Origin of the sequence: Parahaliea mediterranea, from assembly GCF_017255185.1 — a bacterium.
Taxonomy (GTDB): Bacteria; Pseudomonadota; Gammaproteobacteria; order Pseudomonadales; family Halieaceae; genus JAFKCZ01.
In genome coordinates, this window is record NZ_JAFKCZ010000009.1 from 241,332 (window position 1) to 266,777 (window position 25,446).

Annotated in this window: 23 protein-coding genes; 14 read left to right on the top strand and 9 right to left on the bottom strand. The window is 65.4% G+C overall.

Features of this window, described 5'->3' with window-relative positions; all coding sequences use genetic code 11:
- Positions 1 to 73: 73 nt before the first annotated feature.
- Positions 74 to 799: an alpha/beta fold hydrolase gene (locus tag JYP50_RS14100; RefSeq protein ID WP_206561183.1), complete on the bottom strand. Its 726-nt coding sequence runs from the start codon at positions 797 to 799 to the stop codon at positions 74 to 76.
- A gap of 215 nt (positions 800 to 1,014) precedes the next feature.
- Between JYP50_RS14100 and JYP50_RS14105 the strand changes: the two genes are divergently transcribed.
- The 11 genes from JYP50_RS14105 (at position 1,015) to JYP50_RS14155 (ending at position 9,178) form a co-directional block, all read left to right on the top strand.
- The gene (locus JYP50_RS14105; protein WP_206561184.1) at positions 1,015 to 1,752 is read left to right on the top strand and encodes an SOS response-associated peptidase; all 738 of its coding nucleotides are present in this window, start codon (positions 1,015 to 1,017) and stop codon (positions 1,750 to 1,752) included.
- A 339-nt stretch (positions 1,753 to 2,091) separates the two neighbouring features.
- Positions 2,092 to 2,352, top strand: coding sequence for a hypothetical protein (locus JYP50_RS14110; protein WP_206561185.1), 261 nt, complete (start codon positions 2,092 to 2,094; stop codon positions 2,350 to 2,352).
- A 198-nt stretch (positions 2,353 to 2,550) separates the two neighbouring features.
- Positions 2,551 to 4,356, top strand: coding sequence for an ABCB family ABC transporter ATP-binding protein/permease (locus JYP50_RS14115; RefSeq protein ID WP_206561186.1), 1,806 nt, complete (start codon positions 2,551 to 2,553; stop codon positions 4,354 to 4,356).
- Between the two features lie 133 nt (positions 4,357 to 4,489).
- On the top strand, positions 4,490 to 5,176 hold the full coding sequence (locus JYP50_RS14120) for a Bax inhibitor-1/YccA family protein (protein ID WP_206561187.1): 687 nt from the start codon (positions 4,490 to 4,492) through the stop codon (positions 5,174 to 5,176).
- Positions 5,177 to 5,258: 82 nt separating this feature from the next.
- Positions 5,259 to 5,657 carry a sulfurtransferase complex subunit TusD gene (gene tusD, locus JYP50_RS14125; RefSeq protein ID WP_206561188.1) on the top strand — a complete coding sequence of 133 codons (399 nt, stop codon included), beginning with the start codon at positions 5,259 to 5,261 and terminating at the stop codon, positions 5,655 to 5,657.
- Positions 5,654 to 6,016 carry a sulfurtransferase complex subunit TusC gene (tusC, locus tag JYP50_RS14130; RefSeq protein WP_206561189.1) on the top strand — a complete coding sequence of 121 codons (363 nt, stop codon included), beginning with the start codon at positions 5,654 to 5,656 and terminating at the stop codon, positions 6,014 to 6,016. Before tusD ends, tusC begins: the two co-directional genes overlap by 4 nt.
- A gap of 10 nt (positions 6,017 to 6,026) precedes the next feature.
- Positions 6,027 to 6,320, top strand: a complete 294-nt coding sequence (gene tusB / locus JYP50_RS14135; RefSeq protein ID WP_206561190.1) for a sulfurtransferase complex subunit TusB — start codon at positions 6,027 to 6,029, stop codon at positions 6,318 to 6,320.
- 11 nt (positions 6,321 to 6,331) lie between these two features.
- A complete protein-coding gene (locus JYP50_RS14140) occupies positions 6,332 to 6,649 on the top strand; it encodes a TusE/DsrC/DsvC family sulfur relay protein (protein WP_206561191.1) in 318 nt (105 codons plus the stop codon).
- 7 nt (positions 6,650 to 6,656) lie between these two features.
- Positions 6,657 to 7,697 (top strand): glycosyl transferase family protein, encoded by a 1,041-nt coding sequence (locus JYP50_RS14145; RefSeq protein ID WP_206561192.1) that lies wholly within the window; start codon positions 6,657 to 6,659, stop codon positions 7,695 to 7,697.
- Positions 7,688 to 8,782 carry a tRNA (uridine(54)-C5)-methyltransferase TrmA gene (gene trmA / locus JYP50_RS14150; RefSeq protein WP_206561193.1) on the top strand — a complete coding sequence of 365 codons (1,095 nt, stop codon included), beginning with the start codon at positions 7,688 to 7,690 and terminating at the stop codon, positions 8,780 to 8,782. The genes JYP50_RS14145 and trmA overlap by 10 nt, the downstream gene beginning before the upstream one ends.
- A 111-nt stretch (positions 8,783 to 8,893) precedes the next feature.
- Positions 8,894 to 9,178, top strand: a complete 285-nt coding sequence (locus tag JYP50_RS14155) for a 4a-hydroxytetrahydrobiopterin dehydratase (protein ID WP_241263140.1) — start codon at positions 8,894 to 8,896, stop codon at positions 9,176 to 9,178.
- 228 nt (positions 9,179 to 9,406) lie between these two features.
- On the opposite strand, the gene JYP50_RS14160 is transcribed toward JYP50_RS14155, so the two are convergent.
- The 3 genes from JYP50_RS14160 to JYP50_RS14170 form a co-directional block, all read right to left on the bottom strand.
- Positions 9,407 to 10,318 carry a hypothetical protein gene (locus tag JYP50_RS14160; RefSeq protein ID WP_347136794.1) on the bottom strand — a complete coding sequence of 304 codons (912 nt, stop codon included), beginning with the start codon at positions 10,316 to 10,318 and terminating at the stop codon, positions 9,407 to 9,409.
- Positions 10,319 to 10,322: 4 nt separating this feature from the next.
- Positions 10,323 to 10,952 carry a dUTP diphosphatase gene (locus JYP50_RS14165; protein WP_206561195.1) on the bottom strand — a complete coding sequence of 210 codons (630 nt, stop codon included), beginning with the start codon at positions 10,950 to 10,952 and terminating at the stop codon, positions 10,323 to 10,325.
- A 68-nt stretch (positions 10,953 to 11,020) separates the two neighbouring features.
- The gene (locus JYP50_RS14170; RefSeq protein WP_206561196.1) at positions 11,021 to 12,265 is read right to left on the bottom strand and encodes an NAD-binding protein; all 1,245 of its coding nucleotides are present in this window, start codon (positions 12,263 to 12,265) and stop codon (positions 11,021 to 11,023) included.
- A 283-nt stretch (positions 12,266 to 12,548) separates the two neighbouring features.
- Here JYP50_RS14170 and JYP50_RS14175 point away from each other — a divergent pair, with 283 nt between their 5' ends.
- Complete coding sequence (locus tag JYP50_RS14175; RefSeq protein WP_206561197.1) at positions 12,549 to 18,011, top strand: hypothetical protein; 5,463 nt, start codon at positions 12,549 to 12,551, stop codon at positions 18,009 to 18,011.
- A 34-nt stretch (positions 18,012 to 18,045) separates the two neighbouring features.
- On the opposite strand, the gene JYP50_RS14180 is transcribed toward JYP50_RS14175, so the two are convergent.
- The 5 genes from JYP50_RS14180 to JYP50_RS14200 form a co-directional block, all read right to left on the bottom strand.
- Positions 18,046 to 18,621: an ECF-type sigma factor gene (locus JYP50_RS14180; protein WP_206561198.1), complete on the bottom strand. Its 576-nt coding sequence runs from the start codon at positions 18,619 to 18,621 to the stop codon at positions 18,046 to 18,048.
- 164 nt (positions 18,622 to 18,785) lie between these two features.
- Positions 18,786 to 19,589 carry a DUF2894 domain-containing protein gene (locus JYP50_RS14185; protein ID WP_206561199.1) on the bottom strand — a complete coding sequence of 268 codons (804 nt, stop codon included), beginning with the start codon at positions 19,587 to 19,589 and terminating at the stop codon, positions 18,786 to 18,788.
- Positions 19,573 to 20,220 carry an OmpA family protein gene (locus JYP50_RS14190; RefSeq protein WP_206561200.1) on the bottom strand — a complete coding sequence of 216 codons (648 nt, stop codon included), beginning with the start codon at positions 20,218 to 20,220 and terminating at the stop codon, positions 19,573 to 19,575. Before JYP50_RS14190 ends, JYP50_RS14185 begins: the two co-directional genes overlap by 17 nt.
- A complete protein-coding gene (locus tag JYP50_RS14195; RefSeq protein WP_206561201.1) occupies positions 20,220 to 22,559 on the bottom strand; it encodes an apolipoprotein A1/A4/E family protein in 2,340 nt (779 codons plus the stop codon). Before JYP50_RS14195 ends, JYP50_RS14190 begins: the two co-directional genes overlap by 1 nt.
- The gene (locus tag JYP50_RS14200) at positions 22,556 to 23,260 is read right to left on the bottom strand and encodes a DUF3348 family protein (protein ID WP_206561202.1); all 705 of its coding nucleotides are present in this window, start codon (positions 23,258 to 23,260) and stop codon (positions 22,556 to 22,558) included. Before JYP50_RS14200 ends, JYP50_RS14195 begins: the two co-directional genes overlap by 4 nt.
- A gap of 497 nt (positions 23,261 to 23,757) precedes the next feature.
- Between JYP50_RS14200 and JYP50_RS14205 the strand changes: the two genes are divergently transcribed.
- Together JYP50_RS14205 and JYP50_RS14210 are read left to right on the top strand one after the other, a co-directional pair.
- Positions 23,758 to 25,050, top strand: a complete 1,293-nt coding sequence (locus JYP50_RS14205; protein ID WP_206561203.1) for a tyrosine-type recombinase/integrase — start codon at positions 23,758 to 23,760, stop codon at positions 25,048 to 25,050.
- 3 nt (positions 25,051 to 25,053) lie between these two features.
- Complete coding sequence (locus JYP50_RS14210; RefSeq protein ID WP_206561204.1) at positions 25,054 to 25,365, top strand: hypothetical protein; 312 nt, start codon at positions 25,054 to 25,056, stop codon at positions 25,363 to 25,365.
- Positions 25,366 to 25,446: the final 81 nt, after the last annotated feature.

The window sequence follows — 25,446 nt, forward strand, 5'->3', positions numbered from 1 at the left end:
TGTTGGCCATTGGCCGGGCAGTACTCGATTTTCGGTGTCCCTCGTTGCGAATACGCGCCGCGTCACCACTCCGCTAGGGCGTGTCTGGGTGGGCGAAATAGCCGTGACGGAGAAAATGAATCACCTGGGCCTGAACCTCGGGGCTCCACATCATGAAGGTATGACTCGCGGGCAATTGGATGAAATCCACCATGCCCTCGACCCGGGTTTCCGCCACCGAGACAGTGCCATCGCCAGGCTCCTCCGTGCCTCCGGGCAAGGGGCTCAGCCAATCGCTGGTACCGGCAATCACGCCCAGCTCGAAATCCACCGGCCCCAGACGCTGTGGTATCGATTCCGGCCCGGTGCCCAGTTGACCGAGCGCGTGTGGGTACAACGGCCGCAGCCATTCAATGGCGTAGAAAATATCCGCCATCTTACTGCCCTGATTGGGGGGCCCCAGCATGACCACGCGCGTGAGCTTGTCCGCCGCTGCCCCCGCGAGGTACTGGCGGACCAGAATGCCGCCCAGGGAATGAGTCGCGAAGTGAATGACCCCGGCGCCCTGTTGCCGACACTCCGCCAGTCCCTCCTCCACCGCCAGCTGCGCCAGTTCCTCGATCGGCCGGGCCAGCGAGGGATAGGTGACATTCGCCACGGTGTAGCCGGCTCGACGCAACTCCCAGGCCAGGTCGACCATCGACAGCTCGGTGCGCCCCAAACCGTGAAGCAGCACCACGCACTCCCGCGGCACGCCGTCATCACCGGCGCGAGCCTGCAGGGTTAAAAGCACCAGGAATCCGTACAGCAAGCGCAGCACCACGCACCTCTCAAACCGCTTCGGGGCCTTATTCTACGCGAATTCCCCCGAACTGTGCGCCACCAGTTGATCGCAAAAAACAGGGACGGATACCTATTTCCCCGACATTATTCGGTATCCGTCCCCTTTTCTCCTTATCTAATTCGTCTTTAGAATGGGTGTCCGCCTCTGGTTCTTATTGATAGCTATGGCCTGCCGACAGCATGGAGGTGCCGATGTGCGTCAGTTTCAGCATTAAGGATGATCGCAGCCTGCAAGCGTATTTCGCGGTAATCGGGGTGACGCTCGAGGTGGCCGACCGCTACAACCTGCGACCCACCGACCAGGTCCCCCTATTGCGCCAGTACGGTGGCAAAATGCATCAGGACGATGCCCACTGGTGGCTGATCCCGGCACACTCAAACGGCACGGTCAATCGCAAGTACCCGATGTTCAACGCCCGCGGTGAAAGCCTGTCCCAGCGCAGTAGCTACGCCGGGCCCTTCCGCAGCCAGCGCGGCATACTGCCCATGTCCCTGTTTGTGGAACAGAGTAAACACCCGGAGTTCAGCGGCCCGGTGTCGATCACCGATGCAGAGAATGAGGCGCTGGCCGTGGCCGCGCTGTGGGACGTGTGGCAACGGGGCGAGCAAACCATTTTGTCCTGTACCGTGGTGACCACCGCCGCGGCGCCGGAATTCGCCCCCTACCACCCCCGCATGCCGGTGATGCTCACCCTCGCGGAATGTGAGCGCTGGCTGGACAATTCCCGGGCGCTGCCCGCCGACGACCCGCTGCTCGCACCGGTTCTGAAGTTCCCCCTGCGGCTGGTGCCGCTGGGAAAATCGGTCAACAACGTGCGGGACAAATCGCCGGAAACAATCAAGCCGATGGGCGAGGAACGCCTGCTAGAAAATGGCAAAACGCACAACAAGAGGACCGCGCCCCAAGATAAAAGGGGGAGGGATACCTAATTCGTAATTCGAATCGCCTGAGAAATAGGTATCCGTCCCCGAATCGTGTAGCGGCTTAATCGGTGTCACCGCTAGCGGATCCTGTGACTTCGGACTTGCATGGTGGTTTGTGGTAACGTTGCCAGCAGTGCAAATCGACCAAACCATGAACAAATCGATACAGAACGCACTTAGACTACTGCGACCCAAGGATATCCGGGGCGAGAGATTTTCTTGCCCGCTCTGCAGGGGCCGGATACTCATTAGGCTGCGCGACAGCGAGCACGGTATTCGCTGCGCAAGCTGTCGCGGCGCACCGGCACACCTCTCCCTGGCGGGCGCACTGCGTCCGGCCTCACCTTGTTCACCGTTCCACTGTTTGACCAGCCCGCGACCGTCGAGCGAGCGAGGATCGAGGGGGGTAAGATCGTGCACCTCCTTGAGCCCGAGTATCACGACGACCACCTCAGCGGCCTGGGGAAGGTGCTTTGTTTCCGAAACTACGGGCACGACATCGTGGAGCGTTTGAAAACCGCCGGCTTTTCATCAGCCAGGCTGGATTTCAGCTTCACGCGATCGTATATGGGCTACGGCCGCCCCATCGTGATTGCCCGGAAATAACCCGCTACTGCCTCGCGGGTCGCGATAGGAACAAACCGGCACTGTCAGTAAAATACCGGCTGGTTCGAGTCGCTGACACACTCTGTTACCGGCATCGCGGCACAGGACTGCCCTGTATAGTGATTCCCGGTGAGTTGCAACGGGTAAACTATTGCAGCCAGTACCACCCCCGAACGCCCTTTCCACCCGGAGCCCGACATGCGCCACGGCCAACACATTCCCCCGGACAGTCAACCGTTAAACTGGCGCGTATTGCAGCGCCTGTGGCCCATCCTCAAGGATCACCGGGGGCGCGTGATCGCCGCCCTCGCCTGCCTGCTGCTGGCCAAGGCCGCGGTACTGGCCATCCCCTTCCTGCTCAAGCACCTGGTGGACGCGCTCGACGGCCAGCTGGCGATCGACACCGCGCCGGCACTGCTGCTGGGGTTGGTGGTGGCCTACGGCGGCGCGCGCTTCGCCAATGTGTTCTTTGGTGAGCTGCGCGACACCCTGTTCGGCCGGGTGACCGAACGCGCGATGCGGCGCATCGGCTTGCAGGTATTCCGCCATGTCCACGGCCTCGACCTGGACTACCACCTCAACCGCCAGACCGGCGGCCTCGCCCGGGACATCGAGCGCGGCACCACCGGCATCAGCTTCCTGATGCGTTTTTTCGTGTTCAATATCGCCCCCACCCTGTTCGAGATCGCCATGGTGGCCGGTATCCTGCTGTTCAACTACGGCCCACGCTTTTCCCTGGTGGTGGTTGTCGCGGTGGTGACCTACGGCTTGTTTTCCATTCGCGCCACCGAGTGGCGCACCCGCTTCGTGCGCGAGATGAACGAGGCGGACTCCACCAGCAACACCCGCGCGGTGGACAGCCTGCTCAACTTCGAGACGGTGAAGTATTTCGCCAACGAGGAGTTCGAGGCCCGGCGCTACGACGACGCCCTCGCAGTGTGGGAGCAGGCCCGGCGCAAGAACCGCCTGTCGCTGTTTACCCTCAATGGCGGCCAGGCGCTGATCATCGCCGTCGCCCAGACGGTCATGATCGGACTGGCGGCCTGGCAGGTGCGCGCCGGCGCCCTCACCCTGGGGGATTTCGTGCTGATCAACCAGTTTATGATCCAGCTGTTCATGCCCCTGGGCTTTCTCGGCTTCGTGTACCGGGAGATCCGCGGCTCCATGGCCAACATCGAGAACATGTTCCGCCTGCTCGCCCTCCAGCCGGCGGTGGTGGACGCGCCCGGGGCCGGCGCCCTGGAGCGCACCAACGGTCCGGTGGAGTTTCGCGAGGTCAGCTTTGGCTACGGCGGCGAGCGGCCCATTCTCGACCGGGTCAGCTTCACCATCGCCCCGGGGCAAAAAGTGGCCATCGTCGGCGCCAGCGGCGCGGGCAAGTCGACCATCGTCAAGCTGCTGTTCCGTTTCTACGACCCCGATGCCGGGCACATCCTGGTCAATGGCCAGGACATCAGCCAGGTCAGCCAGCACAGCCTGCGCACACAGATTGGCATCGTTCCCCAGGACACCGTGCTGTTCAATGACACCCTGTACGAAAACGTGCGCTACGGGCGGGTGGAGGCAAGCCCGGACGAGGTGGCCCAGGCCATCCGCCTGGCCCACCTGGATGCGTTCATCGCCCGCCTGCCCGAGGGCCACCACACCCTGGTGGGCGAGCGCGGCCTCAAGCTTTCCGGCGGCGAAAAGCAGCGGGTGTCCATCGCCCGCACCATCCTCAAGGGCTCACCGATCCTGGTCTTCGACGAGGCCACCTCCTCACTGGACAGCAAGTCCGAGCAGGCCATCCTGGCCTCCCTGGCGGAGCTGGCGCGGGAGCACACCAGCCTGGTGATCGCCCACCGCCTGTCCACGGTGGTCGACGCCGACCAGATCCTGGTGCTGCACCGGGGGCGGGTGGTGGAGCGCGGCAGCCACGCTGAACTGCTCGCGCGGGAGGGCCGCTACGCCGGCCTGTGGCGGGCCCAGCGTGCCGGAGAGCGGGTATCCGCCCCGGGGGCGTGAGCTAAGTTATTGGAATTGCGACAATTAACCCGATTTGCTACAAGTACGAATGAGGTTGGAATTTGGAAACTTCGCCCTTATTATGGGTCTAACAAGCGACGCACATAGTGTGCTGTGCACAATGGAGTAAACGATGCAAAACAAGCCGATGTACCAAAGTGAGTACAACGTGAACACCGCTGGCATGGGGTCCGTGGTCAGCACCAACAAGGTGCTGAAGAACACCTACATGTTGCTGGGCATGACCCTGGCATTCAGTGCGCTGACCGCGGGTATTTCCATGGCGGTCGGCCTGCCCCACGGCGCCGCGATTATCCTGACCCTGGTGGGCTTCGGCCTGCTGTTCGTGGTCCACAAAATGGCCGACACCAGCAAGGGCCTGCTGGCCATTTTCGCCTTCACCGGCGTGATGGGCGCCTCCCTCGGCCCCCTGCTCAATGCCTACGCCGGCATGCCGGGCGGCCCCGCCCTGGTGATGCAGGCCCTGGGCGGCACCGCTGTCGTGTTCTTCGGCCTGTCCGCCTACGCGCTGACCACCCGCAAGGACTTCTCCTTCATGGGCGGCTTCCTGATGGTCGGCCTGCTGGTCGCGGTGGTCGGCATGATCGCCAACATCTTCCTGAACATTCCCGCCCTGTCGCTGACCATCTCCGCGGCGGTGGTAATGATCATGTCCGGGCTGATCCTGTTCGACACCAGCCGCATCATCCACGGCGGCGAGACCAACTACATCCGCGCCACGGTGTCGCTGTACCTGAACATCTACAACCTGTTCATTCACATGCTCAGCCTGCTCACCGCGCTGGGCGGCGATGACTGATCGCCCCCGCGCCCGGCCCAACCCCGGTGCTCTCCACCGGGGTTTTTTGTTTGTGGCGCGCGGCACGGACTGAACAACAGCCATGAACTACGCCCTGCTGGTCCTCGCCTCCCCCTTCTCCGGTACCGGGAGCCTCACCGCGGCCCGCTTTGCCGAGGCGGCCCTGGGCCGGGGGCACCACATTGCGCGGGTGTTTTTCCTGGACCAGGGGGTTGGCGCCGGCATGGCCACCGCGGTTAGCCCCCAGGGCGAGGCCGACCCCGTGGCCCGCTGGGCGGACCTCGCCGCGCGCCACGACCTGGAGCTGGTGCTGTGCGTCAGCTCGGCGCTGAAACGCGGCCTGCTCGATGACACCGAGGCCGCGCGCTACGAGCGCGAGGCACACACCGTGCACCCCGCCTTCGAAATCGGCGGACTCGGCCTGCTGGTGGAGGCCACCGCCCAAGCGGACAGGGTGGTCACCTTCGGCGGTTCGGCATGAGCGCGCCGAGCGTCCTGCTGGTGACCCGCCATGCTCCCTACGGCGCCAGTCTGGCGCGTTCGGCGCTGGACGCGGCGCTGGCCGCGGCGGCCTTCGACCGCCCCCCCACGCTGCTGTTCCTGGGGGATGGCGTGCTGCAATTGCTGCCCGGCCAGGACGCCAGCGGAATCGGCACCCGCAGCCACCGCCGGGTCCTCGACTCCCTGCCCCTGTACGGCATCGACACCCTCTATGTGGACAGCCAGGCCCTGGCCGGGCACGACCTGACGGCGGCCGACCTGCCGCCCGGCGCACGGCCGGTCGACGACGCCGCCATTCGCGCGCTGCTGGCCGGCCACGATCACATCCTGGGTTTTTGAGCGACCGACCATGGTACTGCATACCGTCAACTGCCCCCCTTCGCACCCGGCCCTCGGCCAGTGCCTGCGCCTGCTGGCTCCTGGGGACGCGCTGCTACTGCTCGGCGATGGGGTCTACGCCGCCCTCGCCGGGTCCAGGGCGGCCGCTGAACTGGCTGCCAGCGGCGCGGCGCTGCACGTGCTGGATGTCGACGCCCGCGCCGCCGGCGTCCTGGAACGCCTGGCCGACGGGGTGTCCGTGTGTGACGACGAGGGCTTCGTGGCGCTCACCGAACGCTACCCGCGCCAGCAGGCCTGGTACTGAGACCCGGCGCCATGCTTCCCGATTCGGCATTCGACAAGGAGGGCTTCCTGCGCGAGCTCGACGACTGGAGCCCCGCGGTAGCCGAGCAGCTGGCCGCCGCCGAGGGCATCGCGCTCGGCGCGGCGCACTGGGAGGTCATCGAACTGCTGAGGGACTACTACAGGCAATTTGAGTCCTCACCCGCCATGCGTCCTCTGGTAAAATACTGCGCCCTGAAGCTGGGGCCCGACAAGGGCAAGAGCATCTACCTGATGTCGCTGTTTCCCGGGTCCCCCGCCAAGCTCGGCAGCAAGATCGCCGGACTACCCAAACCCGACAACTGCCTGTAGGCCCGACATGCCAGATACTCCGCTCGCCGCCGTCCCGGAGGAGCATCCCTTCGCCCCCTTTGTGCGCATCCTCGGCAAGGGCAAGACCGGCACCCGATCACTGAGCCAGGCGGAGGCCCGGGAGGCCTTCGGCATGATCCTGCGCAACGAAGTGGAGCCCCTGCAACTGGGCGCGTTTCTAATGCTGCTGCGGGTCAAGGAGGAATCCGGCGAGGAACTGGCGGGCTTCGTGCAGGCTTGCCGCGACACCATTGACATACAGGGCCCAGCCGGCCGCGATACCGCGCCAAGCGCCGATCTCGACTGGTCCAGCTACGCCGGCAAGAAGCACCAGCACCCCTGGTACCTCCTGTCCATCCTGCTGCTGACGCAGGCGGGTTACCGGGTGTTCATACACGGCGCCGGCGGCCACACCGCCGGGCGCCTGTACACGGAGCAGGCCATGGCGCAGCTGGGGCTGCCGGTGGCACGTGACTGGAACGAGGTCGGGCGACAGCTCGACACCCACGGACTCAGCTACTTCTCCCTCGCACACTTTTGCCGCGGCCTGTACGACATCATGCAGTTAAAACCGATTCTGGGCCTGCGTTCGCCGGTGAATACCTTCGCCCGCATGCTCAACCCCCTGCGCGCGCCCGCCAGTATCCAGAGCATATTCCACCCGGCCTACGCCGCCCTTCACCGGGAGGCGGATCGCCTGCTGGGCCAGCCACGCTCGCTGGTGTTCAAGGGCGACAGCGGCGAGGTGGAGATCAAACCCCAGGCGACCACGCGGCTAATCTTCCAGTTCGCTGGCGAGCCGCGGGAGAAGCCCATGCCGCGCGTTCTCGAGGACAAAGTGGCCAGCGTCGCGCAGCCGTCCGTGGCGCCGCTGCGGGCCCTGTGGCGCGACGAGGCGCCGGATGCCTACGGCGAGCTCGCCGCCACCGCCACCGCGGCCGCCGCGCTGCAGGTTCTGGAGCCGACCCTCTCGACCGAAAGCGCCCTCGAGCGGGCGCGATCACTCTGGCAACAACGCGACCGGGAGCGCCTGCCCTCATGCCCCTGAGCAATTTCGACCCCTCGAACTACGAGACCCTGCTGGCCGGGAAAGTCGCGGCGGTCAGCGAACTGCTGGCCCCCTACTCGCCCCCGGCTCCGGCTGTTTTCCGCTCCGCGCCCGAGGCTTTTCGCATGCGCGCGGAATTTCGCATGTGGCACGACGGCGACGCGCTGGACTACGTTATGTTTCGCCCCGACGCGCCCAAGGTGCCGGTGGCGATCTCACATTTCCCCATCGCCTGTGACACCATCCAGGCATTGATGCCGGTGCTGCGCGAGCGTCTCGGGGGCGACCCGCTGCTGCGACGCAAGCTGTTCCAGGTGGAATTTCTCAGCACCCTGGCCGGCGACACCCTGGTCACGCTCATCTACCACCGCAAGCTCGAGGACGACTGGCGGCGGGCCGCGGAGTCATTGGCGCGGGAGCTGGGCATTGCCCTGGTGGGCCGCAGTCGCAAGCAGAAAGTGGTGCTGGATCGCGACTACGTGACCGAAGTGCTGCCGGTGGCCGGCCGCGACTACCACTACCGGCAGTACGAGCAGGCCTTCACCCAGCCCAACGCCCGGGTCAATATCCACATGCTCGAGTGGGCCCTCGACGCCGCGCGGCCCCTGGACGGCGACCTGCTGGAGCTCTACTGCGGCAACGGCAACTTCACCCTGCCGCTGGCGACAACCTTCGACCAGGTCATCGCCACCGAGATGGCCAAGACCTCCATCCGGGCGGCGCGCTGGAACCTCGAGCGCAACGCCATCAACAACATCCAGATGATCCGCCTGTCGGCGGAGGAAGTGAGCCAGGCCATGGCCGGCGAGCGCGTGTTCCGCCGCCTGGCCGACCTGCCGCGGCCGCTGCGGGACTACGACCTGCGCACGGTGTTTGTGGACCCGCCCCGGGCCGGCCTCGATCCGGCCACCGTGGCCATGGTCGGCGGCTTCGAGCGGATCCTGTACATTTCCTGCAACCCCAACACCCTGGCCGGCAACCTGGCGGCGCTGGACGCCAGCCACCGCGTCGAGCGGTTCGCACTGTTTGACCAGTTCCCCTATACCGCGCACATGGAGTGCGGTGTGGTATTGCAACGGCGCTGAGGGGGCGGGCTATACTTAGCCCTGTGATACCTCTGTTGCGCGCGCGGTGCCCATGCGGGACCGGCGCGGTATGACAGCAGGCGATTCCGTTCGAGATTCAGGGAGCCAGTGATGAGCGCAACCAAGATGTCCGCGGCGGAAGTCGAAGCCCGGCTCGGTGACCTGCCCGACTGGGGCATCGACCAGCACAAATTGTTTCGGCATTTTGTATTCAGTAATTTCGTGGATGCCTGGGGCTTCATGAGCCAGGTGGCCCTGCTGGCCGAGACCATGAACCACCACCCGGAGTGGTCCAACGTGTACAACCGGGTGGAGATCTACCTGACCACCCACGATGCGGACGGGATTTCGGAAAAGGATTTCGCCCTGGCGTCGCAGATTGACAGCCTGTTGTAGGGGGCGTGGTATTTGGTCGAATGAATTCGACCCTACAAAGAGGGCTTGCGTATCCCTGTAGGGCGGCATTCATTCCGCCAACAAGCTGTCGGCGAGGCGCGGTATATCGGTCGAATGAATTCGACCCTAGATGAGGCGGGGATGACGCGGTTGGGCCGGGTGAATCGACCCCGCGGGTGGTGGTTCGGGCTACTGTAGGGCCGAATTCATTCGGCCGCAACGCGGCGCTCAGCAGCGAATCCCGAAGGCCAGCAATCCCCGCCCCAACACCTCGTCGAGCTGGTCCCCGTCCCCGGCGTTGATCTCGATCGCGCGCAGGCCCAGCTCCCGGTAGACCTCGCGGCGGCGCAGGCGGGCCGACAGCTCGCCGGCCGCCAGGTTCTCGCTCCAGCAATCGATGTACACGCCGCCCTGGGGCAGGTAGAAATCCGCCCGCAGGGGCTCCTCGCAGGGCAGCGCCCGGCGGTAGGCATGGGCGAGCTGCGCCAGGTACAGCCAATCGCAGACCCGCTGCTCCAAAGGCGTCTCCAGGCGGTGCCCGTCGATGCCCTCGCAACCGTCCCGCGCCCCCGGCCGCTCCTCGTCTCGGATGGCGAACAGGTCCCCCTCCCCGGCGGGTGGAGCTTCCTGCGGTGGCTCCGGCGGCCCGGCGGCCAGCCGCATCAGTTCGCGCTGCACCACCGGGTGATCGACGATTTCGTGGGGCCAGGTGACATAGAACGCCCCGCTGTTCTCGCTCTCGGCCTGCTGGCCGCCCCACTGGCGGCCGAGTTCGGTCAACTCCCAGCCCAGGATGCTGTGCTGCTGCAGGCCGATCTCCGCCAGGCTGCGGTTGATCTGCCGTGGGTGGAGCGCGGGATAGAAACGGCGCAGGGAGGCGGCGGTGATACGCTGGTTGGATTCAATGGCCGACAGCAGCGGGTGCTTGGCCAGGGCCGACGGCCACACGATGTAACGCCCGAAGCGGCGACTGTCGCGGTAGCTGCCGCCCTCGTACTCCCCCTTGGGCGTCAGCAGCCAGTTGTCGGCCCGGCGCTCGATCCAGCCGTAGTCCCTGAGGGTGACGAACAGCTGCTGCACCGGCAGTTCCAGCGACCGCGCCAGGGCGGTGGTGGAGAGCTTGTCCTCGTCCCCGGCCACGGTGTCAGGCGGCTCCGGTCGCTTCCCGGTAGCGCTGCTCGAGGGCGGCATAGACCTGGTCGGCGAAGTCCCCGGCACCACCGTCCAGGGTGTCCATCACCTCCACCAGGTGTTCGTTGTCCTCGCGACCTTGCCAGGTCTTGGCGTAGGTACCCTCTTTGTAGCCGTGATCCTGGCGGAAGAAATTGAGCACGTTCTTGCCCACGTAGGCCGAGTACAGGGTCTCGAAGTCCAGCCCTGCGGCCAGCATCAGCTCCCAGAAACGCGCCGGCGAAAAGCTGCGGGTTTCCAGGGCGTGCTGCGCCAGGGCCTCGGTGGCCTCGCGCACATCCAGGCCCGCGGGCTCGAAGCCGGACACCTCGGCGGCGATCTCGGCGGCCAGTTCCCGCTGCGGCTTCCCGGGCGCGAACAGGGCCGACATGCCGAAGTGCCAGATATCGATGACCTCCAACTGCACCTGGGCCATGTCCGGCTCCTGCTTTTTCCACCACTTGTAGCCGTAGTGCTCCACCAGCTCCCCGCACTCGATCCAGATCGCCCGGTACCAGGCGAACTGCTGTTCGATCCACTGTTCATGGACCCGGGTGTTCATGCTGTGCTGCATCGCCAGCATGTTCTCAAGCGCCTGTTGCAAATTGCCTCCTCGGTGGGCATCAAACAAAGCCGAAGGATACCAGCCGCGCCCGCCGGGGGACAGGTCGGCTAGCGGCTGGTCCAGCTGGCGGGGATATTGTCTTCCACCAGCTCGTTGATACTGATGCTAACGATATCGTGGTCCGTGCCCACCTCGGAGGCGAACAGGGACTGCTTGCTGCTGCGGGCGATGACCATGGCCAGGGGATACTTGCGCCGGAGCCACAGGGCGGTGCGCAGGTTGTCCTCCTCGCGCCCGGTGCCCAGCACGAAAACCGTGTTGTCGCCGGTGACTTCCACCGCGTCGCTGACCCGGCGCCACACGTCGGGGTGGGAGATATTCCCCTCCTGGATCTCCCGCCGGTAGTTGCCTGAATAGGCCACCTGCTCGTCCGCCACCAGCACCCGGCGCTGGGCGTCCTTGTCGATGATCAGCACCGTGGCCAGTTCGTCGATGGCGTGGCGCTGCAATTCCTCCAGAATGGTCTGGCCGAAGCGGCCGAAGCCGGCGATGATCACCACATCCCGGGAGCGGGTCTCGCGGAAGTGGTGAATCATGTGGCTGCGCACCAGTCCGGCCGCGGCGAGGTGGTAGGTATTGAAGGTTTCACATTGGCGGGCCACGCGGGTGTCGGCCATCGCGCGCATGAAACGCAGGTTGCCGCAGTGAATCACCACCCTGGCCCCCACGTCGGGTTGCATCCGCAGCAGGATGCTCGCCGCCTCGTAGCTGCGCAGGCTATTGTCGTCCAGCAACAGGATCTTGCGCGCCCGCGTGACGCGTATCTGCTCCAGGCAGTACTCGTGGGTGATGTCCCCCACCATGAACAGCGCGTTGAAGCTGTGCTTGAACTCTTCCACCAGGGAGGGGTCCTGAGGTGAATTGCACACAATCACCACCGGCACCCGCGGCTCGCGGTGGCGCAGCACCCGCAGGTAGCTGAAGGTAAGCTCGCCGGAACCGACGACCACAATGTGGTCATTGAGCCGCCGGAACTGCCACTGCCGGGGGGCGATGGCCCGCCACAGGGCCTCGATCAAGGTCGACGCGGCGAGGATCGGCGCGCCGAAGTAGGCCAGCCACAGCAGGGCCCGGCCGAAGGCGCTGCCGCCTTCCGGCGTGCCCAGGTCGAGACCGCCCACCACGAACAGGCTCAGGCTGTAGTAGGCCTTGCTGAGGACGCCGCCATCGGCCAGTTCCGGCCGCTCGCTCACCGTCACCCCCAGCTCGAAGGCCGCATAGGCGGCGACAAAGAAAAACAGCGCTCCCGAGGTGCGCAGGGGAAAACGGCGTTGGCGGTGACTGTGCTGCATGGGCGTCGGCAAAAAGACCAGAGCTTAGCCCGGCGGACGCCCCCAGTAAACTCCCCAGGTGTACTCCAAAAGCTCCCGCCCCCCCGCCATCCGGGGCCCTCCCGCTCCCCCGGCCCTCCCTCCCCGGGCCAATTGACACAAAGGGCGCAATTTTTTGTCCGGCGATGGGCAAATTCCACCGCGGATGTCGCTATACAGCCAAACACCGGGATTCCGCGTGGTCTAGCGAAGACATCTTGCGCCGGCGGAACGCCCCCCAATACCTCCGAGTCGGGAGTCGACAATGGACTGCATACACTCTCTGCAAGCAAAACACTGGGGCGCCGCCCTGCTACTGGTGATGCTGAGCGCCTGTGGCGGCGGGGGCGGCGGCTCCTCGTCGGGCGGAGACACCCCGACCGCCCCGCCACCCGCGCCGGAGCCGCAACCCGGCGCGGCGGAGGTAACCGCCGCGCGCAGCCTGAGCCCGCACTATATCGAGGTGAGTTTCGATCAGCCGGTCTCCATGGAGGATATTGAGCTCGCTGACTATGTCCTGCTGGATGGCGAGGGCAATCCGCTGCAAATCCTCGAGGCGCAGCCCAACGGCGACGACTCCAGCGCCCGCCTGGTGGTGTCGCCCGGGGAACTCATGCCCCTGGAGGAGTATCGCCTGACGCACCCCTCCATGCCGGATGGGGACATCGTGCTGGTGGGCGATCCGGCGGTGGAACCCCGCCTGGAATCGGTGGTAACCCTGAGCGTAACCGAGCTGCTGTTGAGCTTCGACAGCGAAATGTCCCAACAGTCGACTCAGAACCTGGACGCCTACCTGGTCATTCCTCTGGAAAATGACCGCCCCGCGCCCGGCGCCGAGCCCCTGCCCGTGACCGCCGCGGAGCTGCTGGCCGACCAGCGCCGCATGATACTGACCACCGCCTCGCAGGATAACCGCTCCTACAGGGTGGAGGTAAGAAACATCACCAACGTGAACAACACCTATATCAACCCGGACTACTCGCGCACCACGATTGTGGGCATGGGCGAAGACGACACCCAGCCACCCGAAATCATCGACGCGCATGTCGACAACAGCAATCAGCTGGCGCTCAGTTTTTCGGAGCCGGTATGTCGCACCGGGGGCAATCCCGGCAACTACACGGTCCGCTACTGCCTGCCGCCCGCGAACAGCAACACCTGTGCCGCGAACGCGGATCAGTTCCAGGCATCGGTCAATCAGGTGGAACTCGACGAGTTCTGTACCGCCGCGACCCTGGCCACGTCCTTTATCCCCGAGGGAGCGCTCATCAACGTCAGCGTGGCCAATGTCATCGACAATACCGGCAACGTGCTCGACGACGACAGGGTCATCGTGCCCGAAACACCGCGGGACGTGGCCGCCGCCCGGCCGCGCCTGTCCAGCGCCATCTCCCTCAACAACCGGGAGGTGCTGCTGACCTTCGATACCCGGCTGTCGGCCAACAGTGCCGAAAACGACAGCTACTATCGTATCCTGGCCGCCGAAAACGGCAGCCCGCGCATTGAGGCGGGCGAGCTGGTGGTCCAGTCGGCCGCCCTGCAGGGCGATGGCAGAACCGTGCTGTTGCGCACCGGGACACAAGCGGTGCGCGAGTACCTGGTGCGCGCGACCAACATCGCCAACGCCGCCGGGCAGGCCTTTATCGACCCCCAGTACAGTAGCGCGGTGTTCTTCGGTCGCGGCAGCGTGGACAGTGACGTCACCCCGCCCGAGATCACGCGCGTCATCCGCGGCGGCGCCGGCGTGGTCTACGCGGAATTCTCCGAGCCCCTGTGCGATACGGGAGGCGATGAAACGCTCTACGAGCTGAGCTACTGCCTGCCCCGGGATGGCGCCACGAGCTGTAGCGGCAGCACCCCGCTGCCGGTTACCGAGGCGCGGCTGAATAACTACTGCACCCGCGTTGCCCTCAGCAACGACGACCTTCCCGCCAACGCCATTGTCAGCGTGCGCGTGAGCGGACTGACCGACGCCGCCGGCAACCCGGCGGCGGGCGGCACGCAGTCCTTCGAGGTACCGCCGTACAGCTCGCCGGTCGATGACGAGGGAACCCTGCCGCCACCGCCCGTGGTGGTCGGGGCGGCCTCCAGTGGCAATACCACGGTACGGGTGGTATTCAGCCAGGCCATGGACGACAGCGCCGAGGTGGCGGGAAACTACGCGGTATCCCAGCGCAACGTGAACGGCGAGGCCGGCAGCCTGGCCGTAACCGGCGCCGCCTTCAGCGGGGACGACCGCACCGTGGTGGAGCTCACGACACTGTCCCAGAACGACGTCACCTACCAGCTTTCCGTCATCGGCGTAAGCGACAGCTTCGGCCAGTCATTCCAGGTGAGAGCCACCAACGCCGGATTCGTGACCGCGAATACCGCGCAGTTTGCCGGCACGCCCCCCAACGGCGGCTCGGTCACCGATACCGATGGCGACGGCCTGGCGGACAACGAGGAACAGCGCGGCTGGGTCACCCGCGTCTCGAACAGCAATGGCCAGGTCGTTGAACGGGAAGTGACCAGCGACCCCTTCTCGGCCGACACCGACGGCGACGGCCTCGACGACCGTGTGGAGCGCCAGCTGAACACCGACCCGCGCAACCGCGATACCGACAGTGACGGCCTGGCCGACGCCCATGAATACAACGGTATCTTCAGCCAACCCACCCACCAGGACTCCGACGGCGACGGGTTGGCGGACGGCGAGGAGGTCAACTTCTACCGCACCTCCCCGCTGCTGGTGGACACCGACGGCGACCAGATCCCCGACGACGACGAAGTGGTACTGGCCAATCGCAATCCGCGCCTCGCGGACCTGCCACAGCCGGTGTTCGAGATCCAGAGCCTGACCCTGGAGCTGGACGTGCGTTTCGACGAGTCCAATGAAAGCGGCACCAGCGAGCTCGAGCAGCGCAACGTCAGCACGACATTGACCCAGAGTAACTCCAGCACCCACTCGCGCACCTCCGAGGTCAGCGACAAAGTGAGCGCCGGCGTGACCGCCTCGACGGAGTTTGAAATCGACCCCGCGAAGGCGGGCATCCCCAAGGCCAAGATCGGCCTGGAGGTGACCGCGGGCTACGAACACAGCTGGTCTTCCAGCTGGTCGAAAGAATCGGTGCGCGCGACCCAGGACGAGTACAACCAATCGCTGTCGACCGCGGCGGAGGTCAGCGAGAGTTCGACGGTCTCGCGGCGTATCGAGGCGGCGGAGGTCAGCACCCAGCTCTACCTGTCTTCCGCCGGTGACGTCGCCTTCAGCATCAGCGACCTGCAGATCACCGCCCTGGTCCCGGATATCCGCAACCCGGGCCAGTATGTGTCCGTGGCCACCTTGGTGCCGGAAAATCCGGGCGGCAACCTCGGCACCACCTACAACCTGGGGCCGCTGGTCAGCCGTATCGGCCCCCTGCGTTTTGTCAGCCGCGACATTTTCCCGGCCCAGGTCGAGCGCCTGCAGCGCGACCCCACCGGGGTGATCTTCCGTATTTCCAACTACAACATCGAGGACGAGGACGGCCGCAACTTTGCCTTCAGTTCGCAGGAAGTCAGCGACCGCACCACCTCCTTCATCATCGACTTTGGCGGCCTCGACCTGAACGGCGACCAGGTTGGCGACAACGACACCGAGTTCTACCGCGTGGCGACCAGTTTCGGTCGCGAGATCGGCAGCGTGGTCGATGCCATCGCCGCCGAAGAGGGTATCGGCACCGACGAGGTGCTGGCCCTGTATGGCCTGCTGCCCGGCGACAGCGACAGCCTGGTCAGCTACAGCCTGTCCGGCAAGAACCTCGGCGTGGTGTTCCACGATGTGATGCGGGACGTGCTGGGCCTGCGACACTACGACGCCGCCAGCGACAACGCCAACCCGCAATTGCAACGGATCAGTTACGCCACCGAATTCAACAGCGACGGCGTGGAGCGTGTCACACGCATCCGCCGCGCGGTTTCCGGCAGCGGCCGGCAGTGGTCGCTGCTGACACCCAGCGGGCTGATCCTGGACGGCCAACTGTCCTTCAGCGATGGGCCGATCGGCCCGGACGACCAGGTATTGCTGCCCGGTACCGGCATCAATCTCGCCTACGTACAGGACAACGACAACGACCGGATTCCGGCGCGCCAGGAGTACGCCCGCGGCTGTGACGACAACGACCCGGATTCGGACCAGGACAGCTTGACCGACTTTTTCGAGGAGTTCGGCCTGGAGGACGGGCGGCCCGAAAGCGAGCGCTGGTGGATCGACATTGTCGGTGTTGGCCGCTACGAAGGGTTTTCCAGCTGCAGTGCCGTGGATACCGACGGCGACGGCCTCGACGACCTGAAGGAGTACCAGACCGGCACCGACGCCAAAAAACCCGATACCGACGACGACGGCATCAGTGACTACGACGAGCTTTACGGCTATATCACCTACCTCGACTACCCCTTCGACCCCTCGGTAAACGCGGGCCTTTGGGGCTGCAGCGAAGTCGACCCCAACGACCTTCCCACCGAACCGGCGTATACCGATAAAGTCATCCTCAACTGCATCTCAAACTTCCTCAACCCGGATACCGATGGCGACGGCGTGAACGATGGCGACGAGCGCTATTTCTTCGCCAATCCGAACTACGCCGATATCGACGACGTGCAGGATCTGGATAATGACGGCCTCGCGGGCTTCGAGGAAACCGGCGGTTGGGACGTGAACTTCACCCTGGCTGGCGTGACCAATCGCTGTGCGATCGACAATGGAACTACCGCTCCCGCCTGTACTTCGGTGAACATCGGGGGAATCAACATCAACACCTTCGGCGGCCTGGCGCCCACCTCCAACCCCGCGGATCGCGACACCGACAACGACGGCGCGCTGGACGCCCAGGAACGCGATGCAGGAACCCACCCACGAGTGAGTGATACCGACCTGGATGGCCTGGACGACAATATCGAGATCAGCGGCGAGGCGCCTGACCCGCTGCGGGCAAACGGCAGCGAAGATGTTATCGCGATCTTCACCGACCCCCGTAACAATGACTCGGACGGTGACGGTTTCGTGGATGGCGATGAACTCACGCCCTGGCGGGTCCGGGTCGGCCCCACGCAAAACCACTACAACGTTTACTCCGATCCCAGTGTCGACAATGCGGATTTCGACGGGCTCTCCGACCGGGAGGAGTTCAATGCCGGCACCGACCCCGGCAATCCCAACACCGACGGCGACCCCTGGCAGTGGGACGACGGTCCCGAGGTGTCGTTGAACATCGACCCGCTGGATGGAACCGACATGTGCGTCAGGGCACGCGTCACCGACCTCTACTGGGAAGGCGCCTGCACCGCCTGTGACGATATACGCGCGGACGTGCGTTTCGGCTACAAGACCGGGGGCGCCACCACCGTATACACCAAGAGCTTCTTCGACGACGTGATCAGAAGAACCCGCCCCGCCAGCAGCAATCCGCGCTACTGGGGGCAGTCCGTCTATATGCGCATCAACAGCCTGACCGACCTCATTCTCACCGTGGAGGACCCGGAGATATACGACAATGCCTGGACAGGACATGACACCAGCCGGAGCTCGACGATCGAAATCACGGACTTCGACAGCGCGACGGATGACAAGAGCGAGTACGTCACCTTCCGCATCGACGGTGGCAGCCTGCCCAATACCGCGCTGATATCCGTCTCCGTTGAGATCATGACACCGGCGGATCTGCAGGCGGACCCGGCCGCGTGCCAGGATATCGCTCCCCTGCCCTGACCGAAACCGGCGGGCGCCGAGGCATCCCTGCGAGCTACTGCCCGGCGCTCAACTGGGCTTTGAGCCACGACCGGGCGAAGCGCAAATCCCGGTCGAGGGTGCTGCTGGACAGCCCGGTCACTTCCTCCAGCTCGCGGAACGACAGGCCGCCAAAAATCTGCAGGTCGAGCAGGTCGGCCTTGCGCTGGTCGAGTTCGGACAGCTGGTTGAGCGCCCGGTCCAGGCTCAGCAGGTCTTCGTGATTGGGGGTCTCGGCCGCCGATTCCGACGCCAATGCCACGCTCAGGGTCAGCTGGCGGTTGCCGCCACCGCGCTTGGCGGCGGCCCGGGCCTTGGCGTGGTCCACCAGAATTCGCCGCATCATCCGCGAACACAGGGCATAGAAATGGCTGCGGTCCCGCCAGTCGACGTCGATCGGGGACAGGCGGCCAAACAATTCATGCACCAACGCGGTGGGCTGCAGGGTGTGGCCGGCCTGCTCGGAACGAAACGCGGCCCGGGCCCGTTTGCGCAGCTCCTCGTAAACCAGCGGCGTGAGCTGGTCGAGCGCCGCGTCACTGCCGGCGCGCCACTGCTTCAGCAAAGTGGTTACCGGTTCTTCAGCCCCCATTGTTATCGCCCCCATCCATGCCTGCTCTTTAGGTCCCGCCGCTTCCCCGCCCGCCACAGTGTGCACGACACGTGATTTCTACGAGACCGTAACAAAAGGAGCACGCAGTGTAACCGGACTTTGCCGTGAATCTACTACAGCATCCGGATTTCCGCAGCGCTTTTCTACTGCAGGGATTCCAGGTGGAGCAAGGTGCTGAGGTAGGCCACATAGCGCGTGCTGCATGCCGGAGACAGCTCGCGCATGGTGGCCAGGGCACGCGTGGCGAGCTTCTGCGGGTTCAGCGGCCCGGATTCCTCCGGGGAGTTGGCGATGGACGCGCTCACCAGGTGTTCCACCCCGGCGCGCTGCGCCGCCTGGCGGTAGCGGCGCGCGGCGCGCAACTCCACGGTGCCGGGCGCGTCCACGGCGTAGGCGGCCAGTAATTCCCGCTCCTGGCTGCGCACACGATCGCTGAAATCCCCGCTACTGTCGTTGGCCGCGAGATGGGTGCTGGCCGCCAGCTCGCGGGTCAATGCCGCCAGCGCGCTGTCACCCCGCGCGCGTTGCAAGCGGCGCTCCAGGCGCACAAGCGCGCCGATATCGTGACAGGCCAGCAGGGACTGCAGGTCCCCGGCCCGGTCCGGGTGGGCCGCCAACAGGCGCTGGCCGAGATCTTGCGCCCGCGCCCGATCCCGGTGCAGCCCGTCGAGGTAGCCCCCCAGCGCCGCCTGGGCGCGCCGCTTCAGGACCCCGGCGCTCTCGCCGCCCAGCGCATCGGCGCGACGCAACAGGCCGCGAATAAAGCCGAGGCGCGGCGCGTCGCGGCAATGGTCCGGGCGGGCTTCCAGTGCATCGAGGGTCTGGGCCAGTGTGTCCGGGGACAGGTCGCGCGGCCGTGGCGGGGGCGGCAGTGTCCCGGGCGGCGTTTGCGCGCCGGGCATTTCGGAGGGGTCGCCGTCCATCGGCGGACTATTCGGCCGATTCACCGGCGCCACCGCCTGTCATTTTCGGTACCGGCGCCATTTCCACGCGGCGGTTGCGGGCCCGTCCCCCGGCCTCGTCATTCGAGGCCACGGGCTGCTGGTCGCCGAAGGCCGAGGCGAACACCAGCTCGGCGGGCATGCCCGCCGTGATCAGCGCCCGGGTTACCGTCAGGGCGCGCTGGGCGGACAGCTCCCAGTTGTCCTGGAAATGCAGGTTGCCGTCCTGGATCGGCAGGTCGTCGGTGAAGCCACTGACCATCAGCAGCTCGTCGCGGTCCGCCAGGTAGACCTGCAGCGGCTTGATCAGGCTGCGCAGCAATTCGCGCCCCTCGGGCTGCAACTCGGCGGAGTTGAGCCCGAACAGCACGCTGCCGCTGATGCCGATGCGCCCGTCACTCAGGGAGATACGCCCCGCCGCCAGCGGTCCGGCCAGGGCCTGCTCCAGCACAATGCGGCGCTCCTGCTCCGCCTCGCGGCGGCTGGTTTCCTCGGCGAGGCTGCTCGCCAGCTGCACCTGGTAGCCCACCACCCACACCAGGATCAGCACGAATACCCCGACCAGGCCGGCCATCAGGTCGCCGAACACGGCCCATACCGGCGTATCGTTGGACAGCTCCTGGTCCAGCTCGCTCATCAACCCGCGACCTCGGCCCCGGTCTCGAACAGTTCTTCCTGGCGACCGAGCTGGCGCAACTCCTCGATGATTTCCTTCTGCGAGAGTACGCTGTGATCGATGATCTCCCGCGCCTGGGCCACGTAGTAGGCCAGCTGTTCATCGCTGCGCGCGCTGGATTGGTCCATGGCCTGCTCGATGCGATCCAGGCTGTCGATCAGCGCCTGGTTGGATTCGCTGAACTGCGCCACCGCCAGCCCGAAGGACTCGCCGAGGCTCGCCACCTCGCCGGCGCCGCCGGCCACCTCGCCCGCCAGCGCCGACATGCGCGCCACCCCGGCATCCACCTGCTCGCCAAAACGCTCACCCACTTGCTCGAGGGTCCCGGCGGAGGACTCGACCATGCGCGCCACGGCGTCGCGCTGGTCCGAAGAGGCGTTTTCCAGGGAGGCCATCAGCGTCTGCACCTGGTCCAGCACCAGCTGCCGCTCCTCGAGCAGCTGGTTGTCCCGCTCGATGCTGTTGGACAGCTCTTCACGCAGTTTTGCGATCACTTCGGCGGCGGCGCGCGGAGTCTCCGACGCGGTTTCGATCAGGCGCGCCATCGGCGCTTCCAGCTCCCGGCCGAGCCCGGCCAGGTGGTCCGCCACCGTGGATTCCAGTTCGGCAAGCCGGGCCGCCGCCGCGTCGCCACGCGCTGCCTCGGCATCGCGCAGCTGGCGCAGTTCCGCGGCCACGGACGCCGACAGGTCCGCCATGCGTCCCTGGTGCCCTTGCAGCCACTGTTCCTCGGTGGCCACCCGCGCCTTGACCAACTCCTCCGCGCTGCCCATCAGGCGCGACACTTCCGCTGTCAGCTCCCGCGCCTGCTCGCGCTGCGATGCGGTGAGCTGCTCGGTGGCTCCAGACACGATCCGTACCAGTTCGGCGGTGGCGCCGGACAAGGTGTCGTCCAGCGTGCCGGCGGACTGCGTCAGCGCCTCGTGCAACTGCACCGCGCTGGCGGAAAGCTGTTCGTTGAGCGCGCCGGAGGTGTGGGCCAGCTGTTTGTCGAACGCTCCGGCCGCGTGCGACAGCTTGCCGTCGAGCTCAGCGGTGGTGTCCGAGAGGGTCCTACCCAGTTCCGCGGCGGTTTGCGCGAGGGTCTCGGTCATGGTTACCGACGAACGCGACAGGCTTTCGGTCATGGTTTCCGACGAGCGCGACAGGGTTTCAGTCATTGCCTCCGACGAGCGCGACAGGCTGCCGTTCAGCGTCTGTGTGGCCTCCGCCAGCGACGCCGCCAGCTCCTCGACCAGGCGGCCATTGGCGCTGGACTGCGCCTGCGTGGCTTCGCGGACGCAGGATTCGATCGTCGCGGTGGCCTCGGCCAGGCGCGCGGACTGCGCCGACAATTGCTCGGCGCTCAAGTCCGCGATCCGGCCCTGGCTGCTCTCGCTGTGCTCGACAAAGCGCGCCATGGCCTGCTCCAACGGGGGACGGATACTTTCACCGGCCAGGCGGCCGCTCTCGGCGAGGCTCTGCTGCAAAGAGGCGCCGACGCTCTCCGCCAGGCGGCTGAAGTCCGCGCCCGCCGCTTCGTGAAACCGCGCCTGGTTGGCGCTGAGGGTATCGTTGATATCGCTGCCCATGCGGGCGAGCTTGTCGGTCAGCGCGTCCAGGCGCTCCACCACGACCGGCAGCGCGGCGGACTGTGCCTGCATGGCGTCGAAGGCCCGCTGCCGCCGGAAGTCCACGGCATATTGCGGAAACGCCCGCCGCGCGACGCTGTCCAGTTCGCGGCTGGCGAGTAGGCGCTCGCGCCGGCTCAGGGTCGAGGCCAGCCCGAGCATCGCGGAGGCCGCCACCCCGGCCACCGAAGTGCCAAAGGCCACGCCCAACCCGGCGATCGGCGCCGCGAGCCCGGCGCGGATCGCCGCCAGCTCGGTATTGCCCTGCAGGGCGATCACCGCGCCGGACAGGGTATCGACCATGCCAAAGAATGTTCCCAGCAGGCCCAGCATTACCAGCAGCCCCACCAGGTAGGGCGTAAACACCGGCGCCGGCAGGCCGGCCTGCCCCAGCTCGATGCGCTGGCGCACGGCGTGGCGCAGTGAGGTGTCCAGCTGGCCGAGCCAGGCGGGCAGCGGATCGTCATCGGCGGTATCGCCCTGGCTGGACGGCGCTTTGGCCAACGCGCGCTCCAGGCTGGCGGTGGCCCGTCGGTACCACAGCAACTCGGTGACACCCATGCCGTAGGCCACGGCGATCAACGCCGTAACCGCCAGCGCCAGGGCGTGATCGCCGATAAAGCTCGCCCCCATCCACACAATGGCCACCGCGCCCAGCAGGCAGGCAGCCCAGTAAAGCAGTCTGTTCATTTAGATTCGCTGTGTAAGTGTTCTTCCAATGCCTCAACCAGCCCCTGTACCGGCAGCAGTCGGGCCTCGATCTCGGCCAATAACAGGGCCTGCACCTCGCCCTTCAAACGCGTTTCCACCGCGTCCCCGCCCTCCCCGCGCAATTGCTCCAAGCGGGCTTTTACCCGCGGGGGAATACCGGCAAACAGACGCCGGCTGTGCACCAGCAGAGCATCGCCCAGGGCGCCGTCCAGCGTCGCCAGCTGCGCCAGTTGCGGCGCGCAGCCGGCAATGGCGTCGCGCACCCGCTCCTGCAACCCCCGCACCCGCGCCTCCATCTCTCGCTGGTTGGCGGCGTAAAACTTGCTGTAGGCCTCCGCGGGCGGCGGCGCGCCTGTCTCCGGTTCCGGCTCCGGCCAGCGGATGCGGGTGGGGCCGCGTTCCGGGTCCAGGCTGCGCATCACCGCGCCGATCATCGCCGCGTGCACCCGCAGGAAGTCCTCCCGCGCCCGCGCGCCCGGCTCCGCCGCCGGCTCGTACTCCAGACGGGGCAGGCCGTCCAGGGTTTCCGCCAGGTCAAAGGAGCTGGACAGGTCGATCAAACGTCCCAGTCGCTGGGTGAACTGCTCCGGCGCCACGGCCGGGGCGCCGCTGTCCCAGGCGGACAACAGGCTTACCAGACGCGGTTGGACAAAACTGCTTGCGGATGGAGTTCGGGTCATTGATGGTCGCGGGTGGAAGCGGCCCACGCCCGCGCCATTATTCTGTCAGCTAATTTATTGATTTAGCTGTACTTTTTTGGGAGGCAAAGCCGCAAAAACAATCGCCGCATTATACGTGGGTGCCGGGGGATGGCAATACCCGTCCCCGCTTGGGGGCGCTCCCGGCCGGCGCGGCGTGGCGGATCGGGCCACTGGGTGAATTGAGCATGGTGCCCGGAGCCGGAATCGAACCGGCACGCCTGCAATAGGCGGGAGATTTTAAGGAAACATCTCAGCTCTTTGAGAGAATTTGAACAAACACTATTATCTTTTATTTTTCAGGTAGTTATAGGGCTTTTTTGCCACCCACTCTTTGAAATTGATTTTCAAACTTGCCATTTTTTGCCAATTTTCGTCTACTATAGGTCTACTACGAAATAGACGGGAGACTCTTTGCAGATTTTTGGGCCCGCCCCTGGCTGCATTATCTTACCTGTTTACTATGGCGGACTGAGGACATGGCAAAGCTCACCAAATCATCCATTGACCGGCTGCCCCTGCCGCCGCGCAAACCCGATGGCACCGCACAGCAGGCCATCCACCGGGACGATGCCCTACCGGGTTTTGGCCTGCGCATCGGCAGCGGAGGCGCCAAAACCTTCTTTGTGGAAAAGCGCGTCAACGGCCGGGTAAAACGTATCTCGATTGGCCGCTACGGCCATCTCACGCCGACCCAGGCGCGCCTCAAGGCGCAGGAACTGCTCGGCAGTATCGCCATGGGCAACGACCCGGCGGCGGAAAAGCGGGCCAAGCTGGCGAAGTCCGTCACCCTGGAAGAAGCCTTCGAGGACTACCTTGCCACGCACCGGCACCTCAAGCCCGGCACCGTCCACAACTACCGGAAGTGTATCGACGGCTGTCTGTCGACCTGGAAGACCCGGCGGCTGGTGGATATCTCCAAAGACATGGTAGAGGCCAAGCATCGTGAGTTGGGCGCCACGGCGCCCGCACGGGCCAATAATGCCATGCGCGTGCTGCGGGCGGTGTTTAACCATGCCATTGCCAAATACGAAGACGAGTCCGGGCGCCCTACCCTACACTTCAACCCAGTGGACCGCCTGGGGAAAGTCCGGGCCTGGAACCCGGTTAAACGCCGTCAAACCCTGATTAAACCGCACCAATTGGCCGCCTGGTTCGATGCGACCCTGACGTTAAACGAAGAAACAACCCGGGACTTTTTCCACTTCCTCCTGTTTACCGGCCTGCGGAAAACCGAGGCGGCAACGCTCGAGTGGTCGGACATCGATTTTGCCGACAAAACGATCACCATCGCGGACACCAAGAACCGTGACCCCCATGTGCTGCCCTTCTCGTCCATGCTCCAGGACCTGTTGGAGCGCCGTCGAGCCAACGGGGGAGCAGCCTGGGTGTTTGAAAGCCCCAAATTTCCGGGCACCCCCTTAAAGGAACCCCGGTCGGCGACAGCCAAAGTGGCCAAGGAGTGGGGCTACCCCTTTACCCCGCACGACCTGCGCCGTACCTTCATCACTGTCGCCGAGGGGCTGGATATCCCGCATTACGCGTTGAAACGCCTGTTAAACCACCGGGACACCAACGATGTCACCGCCGGATATATCGTGTCGAACGTCGAGCGGCTCCGGGCACCAATGCAGAAAATTGCCGACTTCCTGATCCAGCATATTGGCCCCGAACGCCTGGCCTCAGAGGTGGCGGCGTTGCCCGCCACACCCACTAGAGAGGAGCCGGACGGAGCCGCATTGCCCACATTCACCCTGGTTGAGGACGAATAATCCATGCCACCAAAGCAAACCATTCATCATAATTTCATGTCGTATGACCCTTTCACTGACGAGCGGATCGACCCGCCCACCAGTGACGGGCTCTACGCTCACCCGGATTTGACGAACTCCCTTCATGTTGCCGTAGCACGCGCGAAGGCACTGATTGGCCCCATCGATAGCGAGACGCTCAACAACCACGCCCATCTCGTCGAAAAAATGGTTAGAGAGGGACGGGATCACCTCGCTATGGCGCCGGAGGACGAAAACAGCCCGCTCTATCGCCCCTTGAATCGCTCCGGGTTTGTCGGAGGCTCTAAACCTTGAGAGGATGGAGCAATGACCAAACCAATGAGATATCCCCCAGAGTTCCGGGAGCGGGCTGTGCGGATGCTGCTCGAGCAGCAG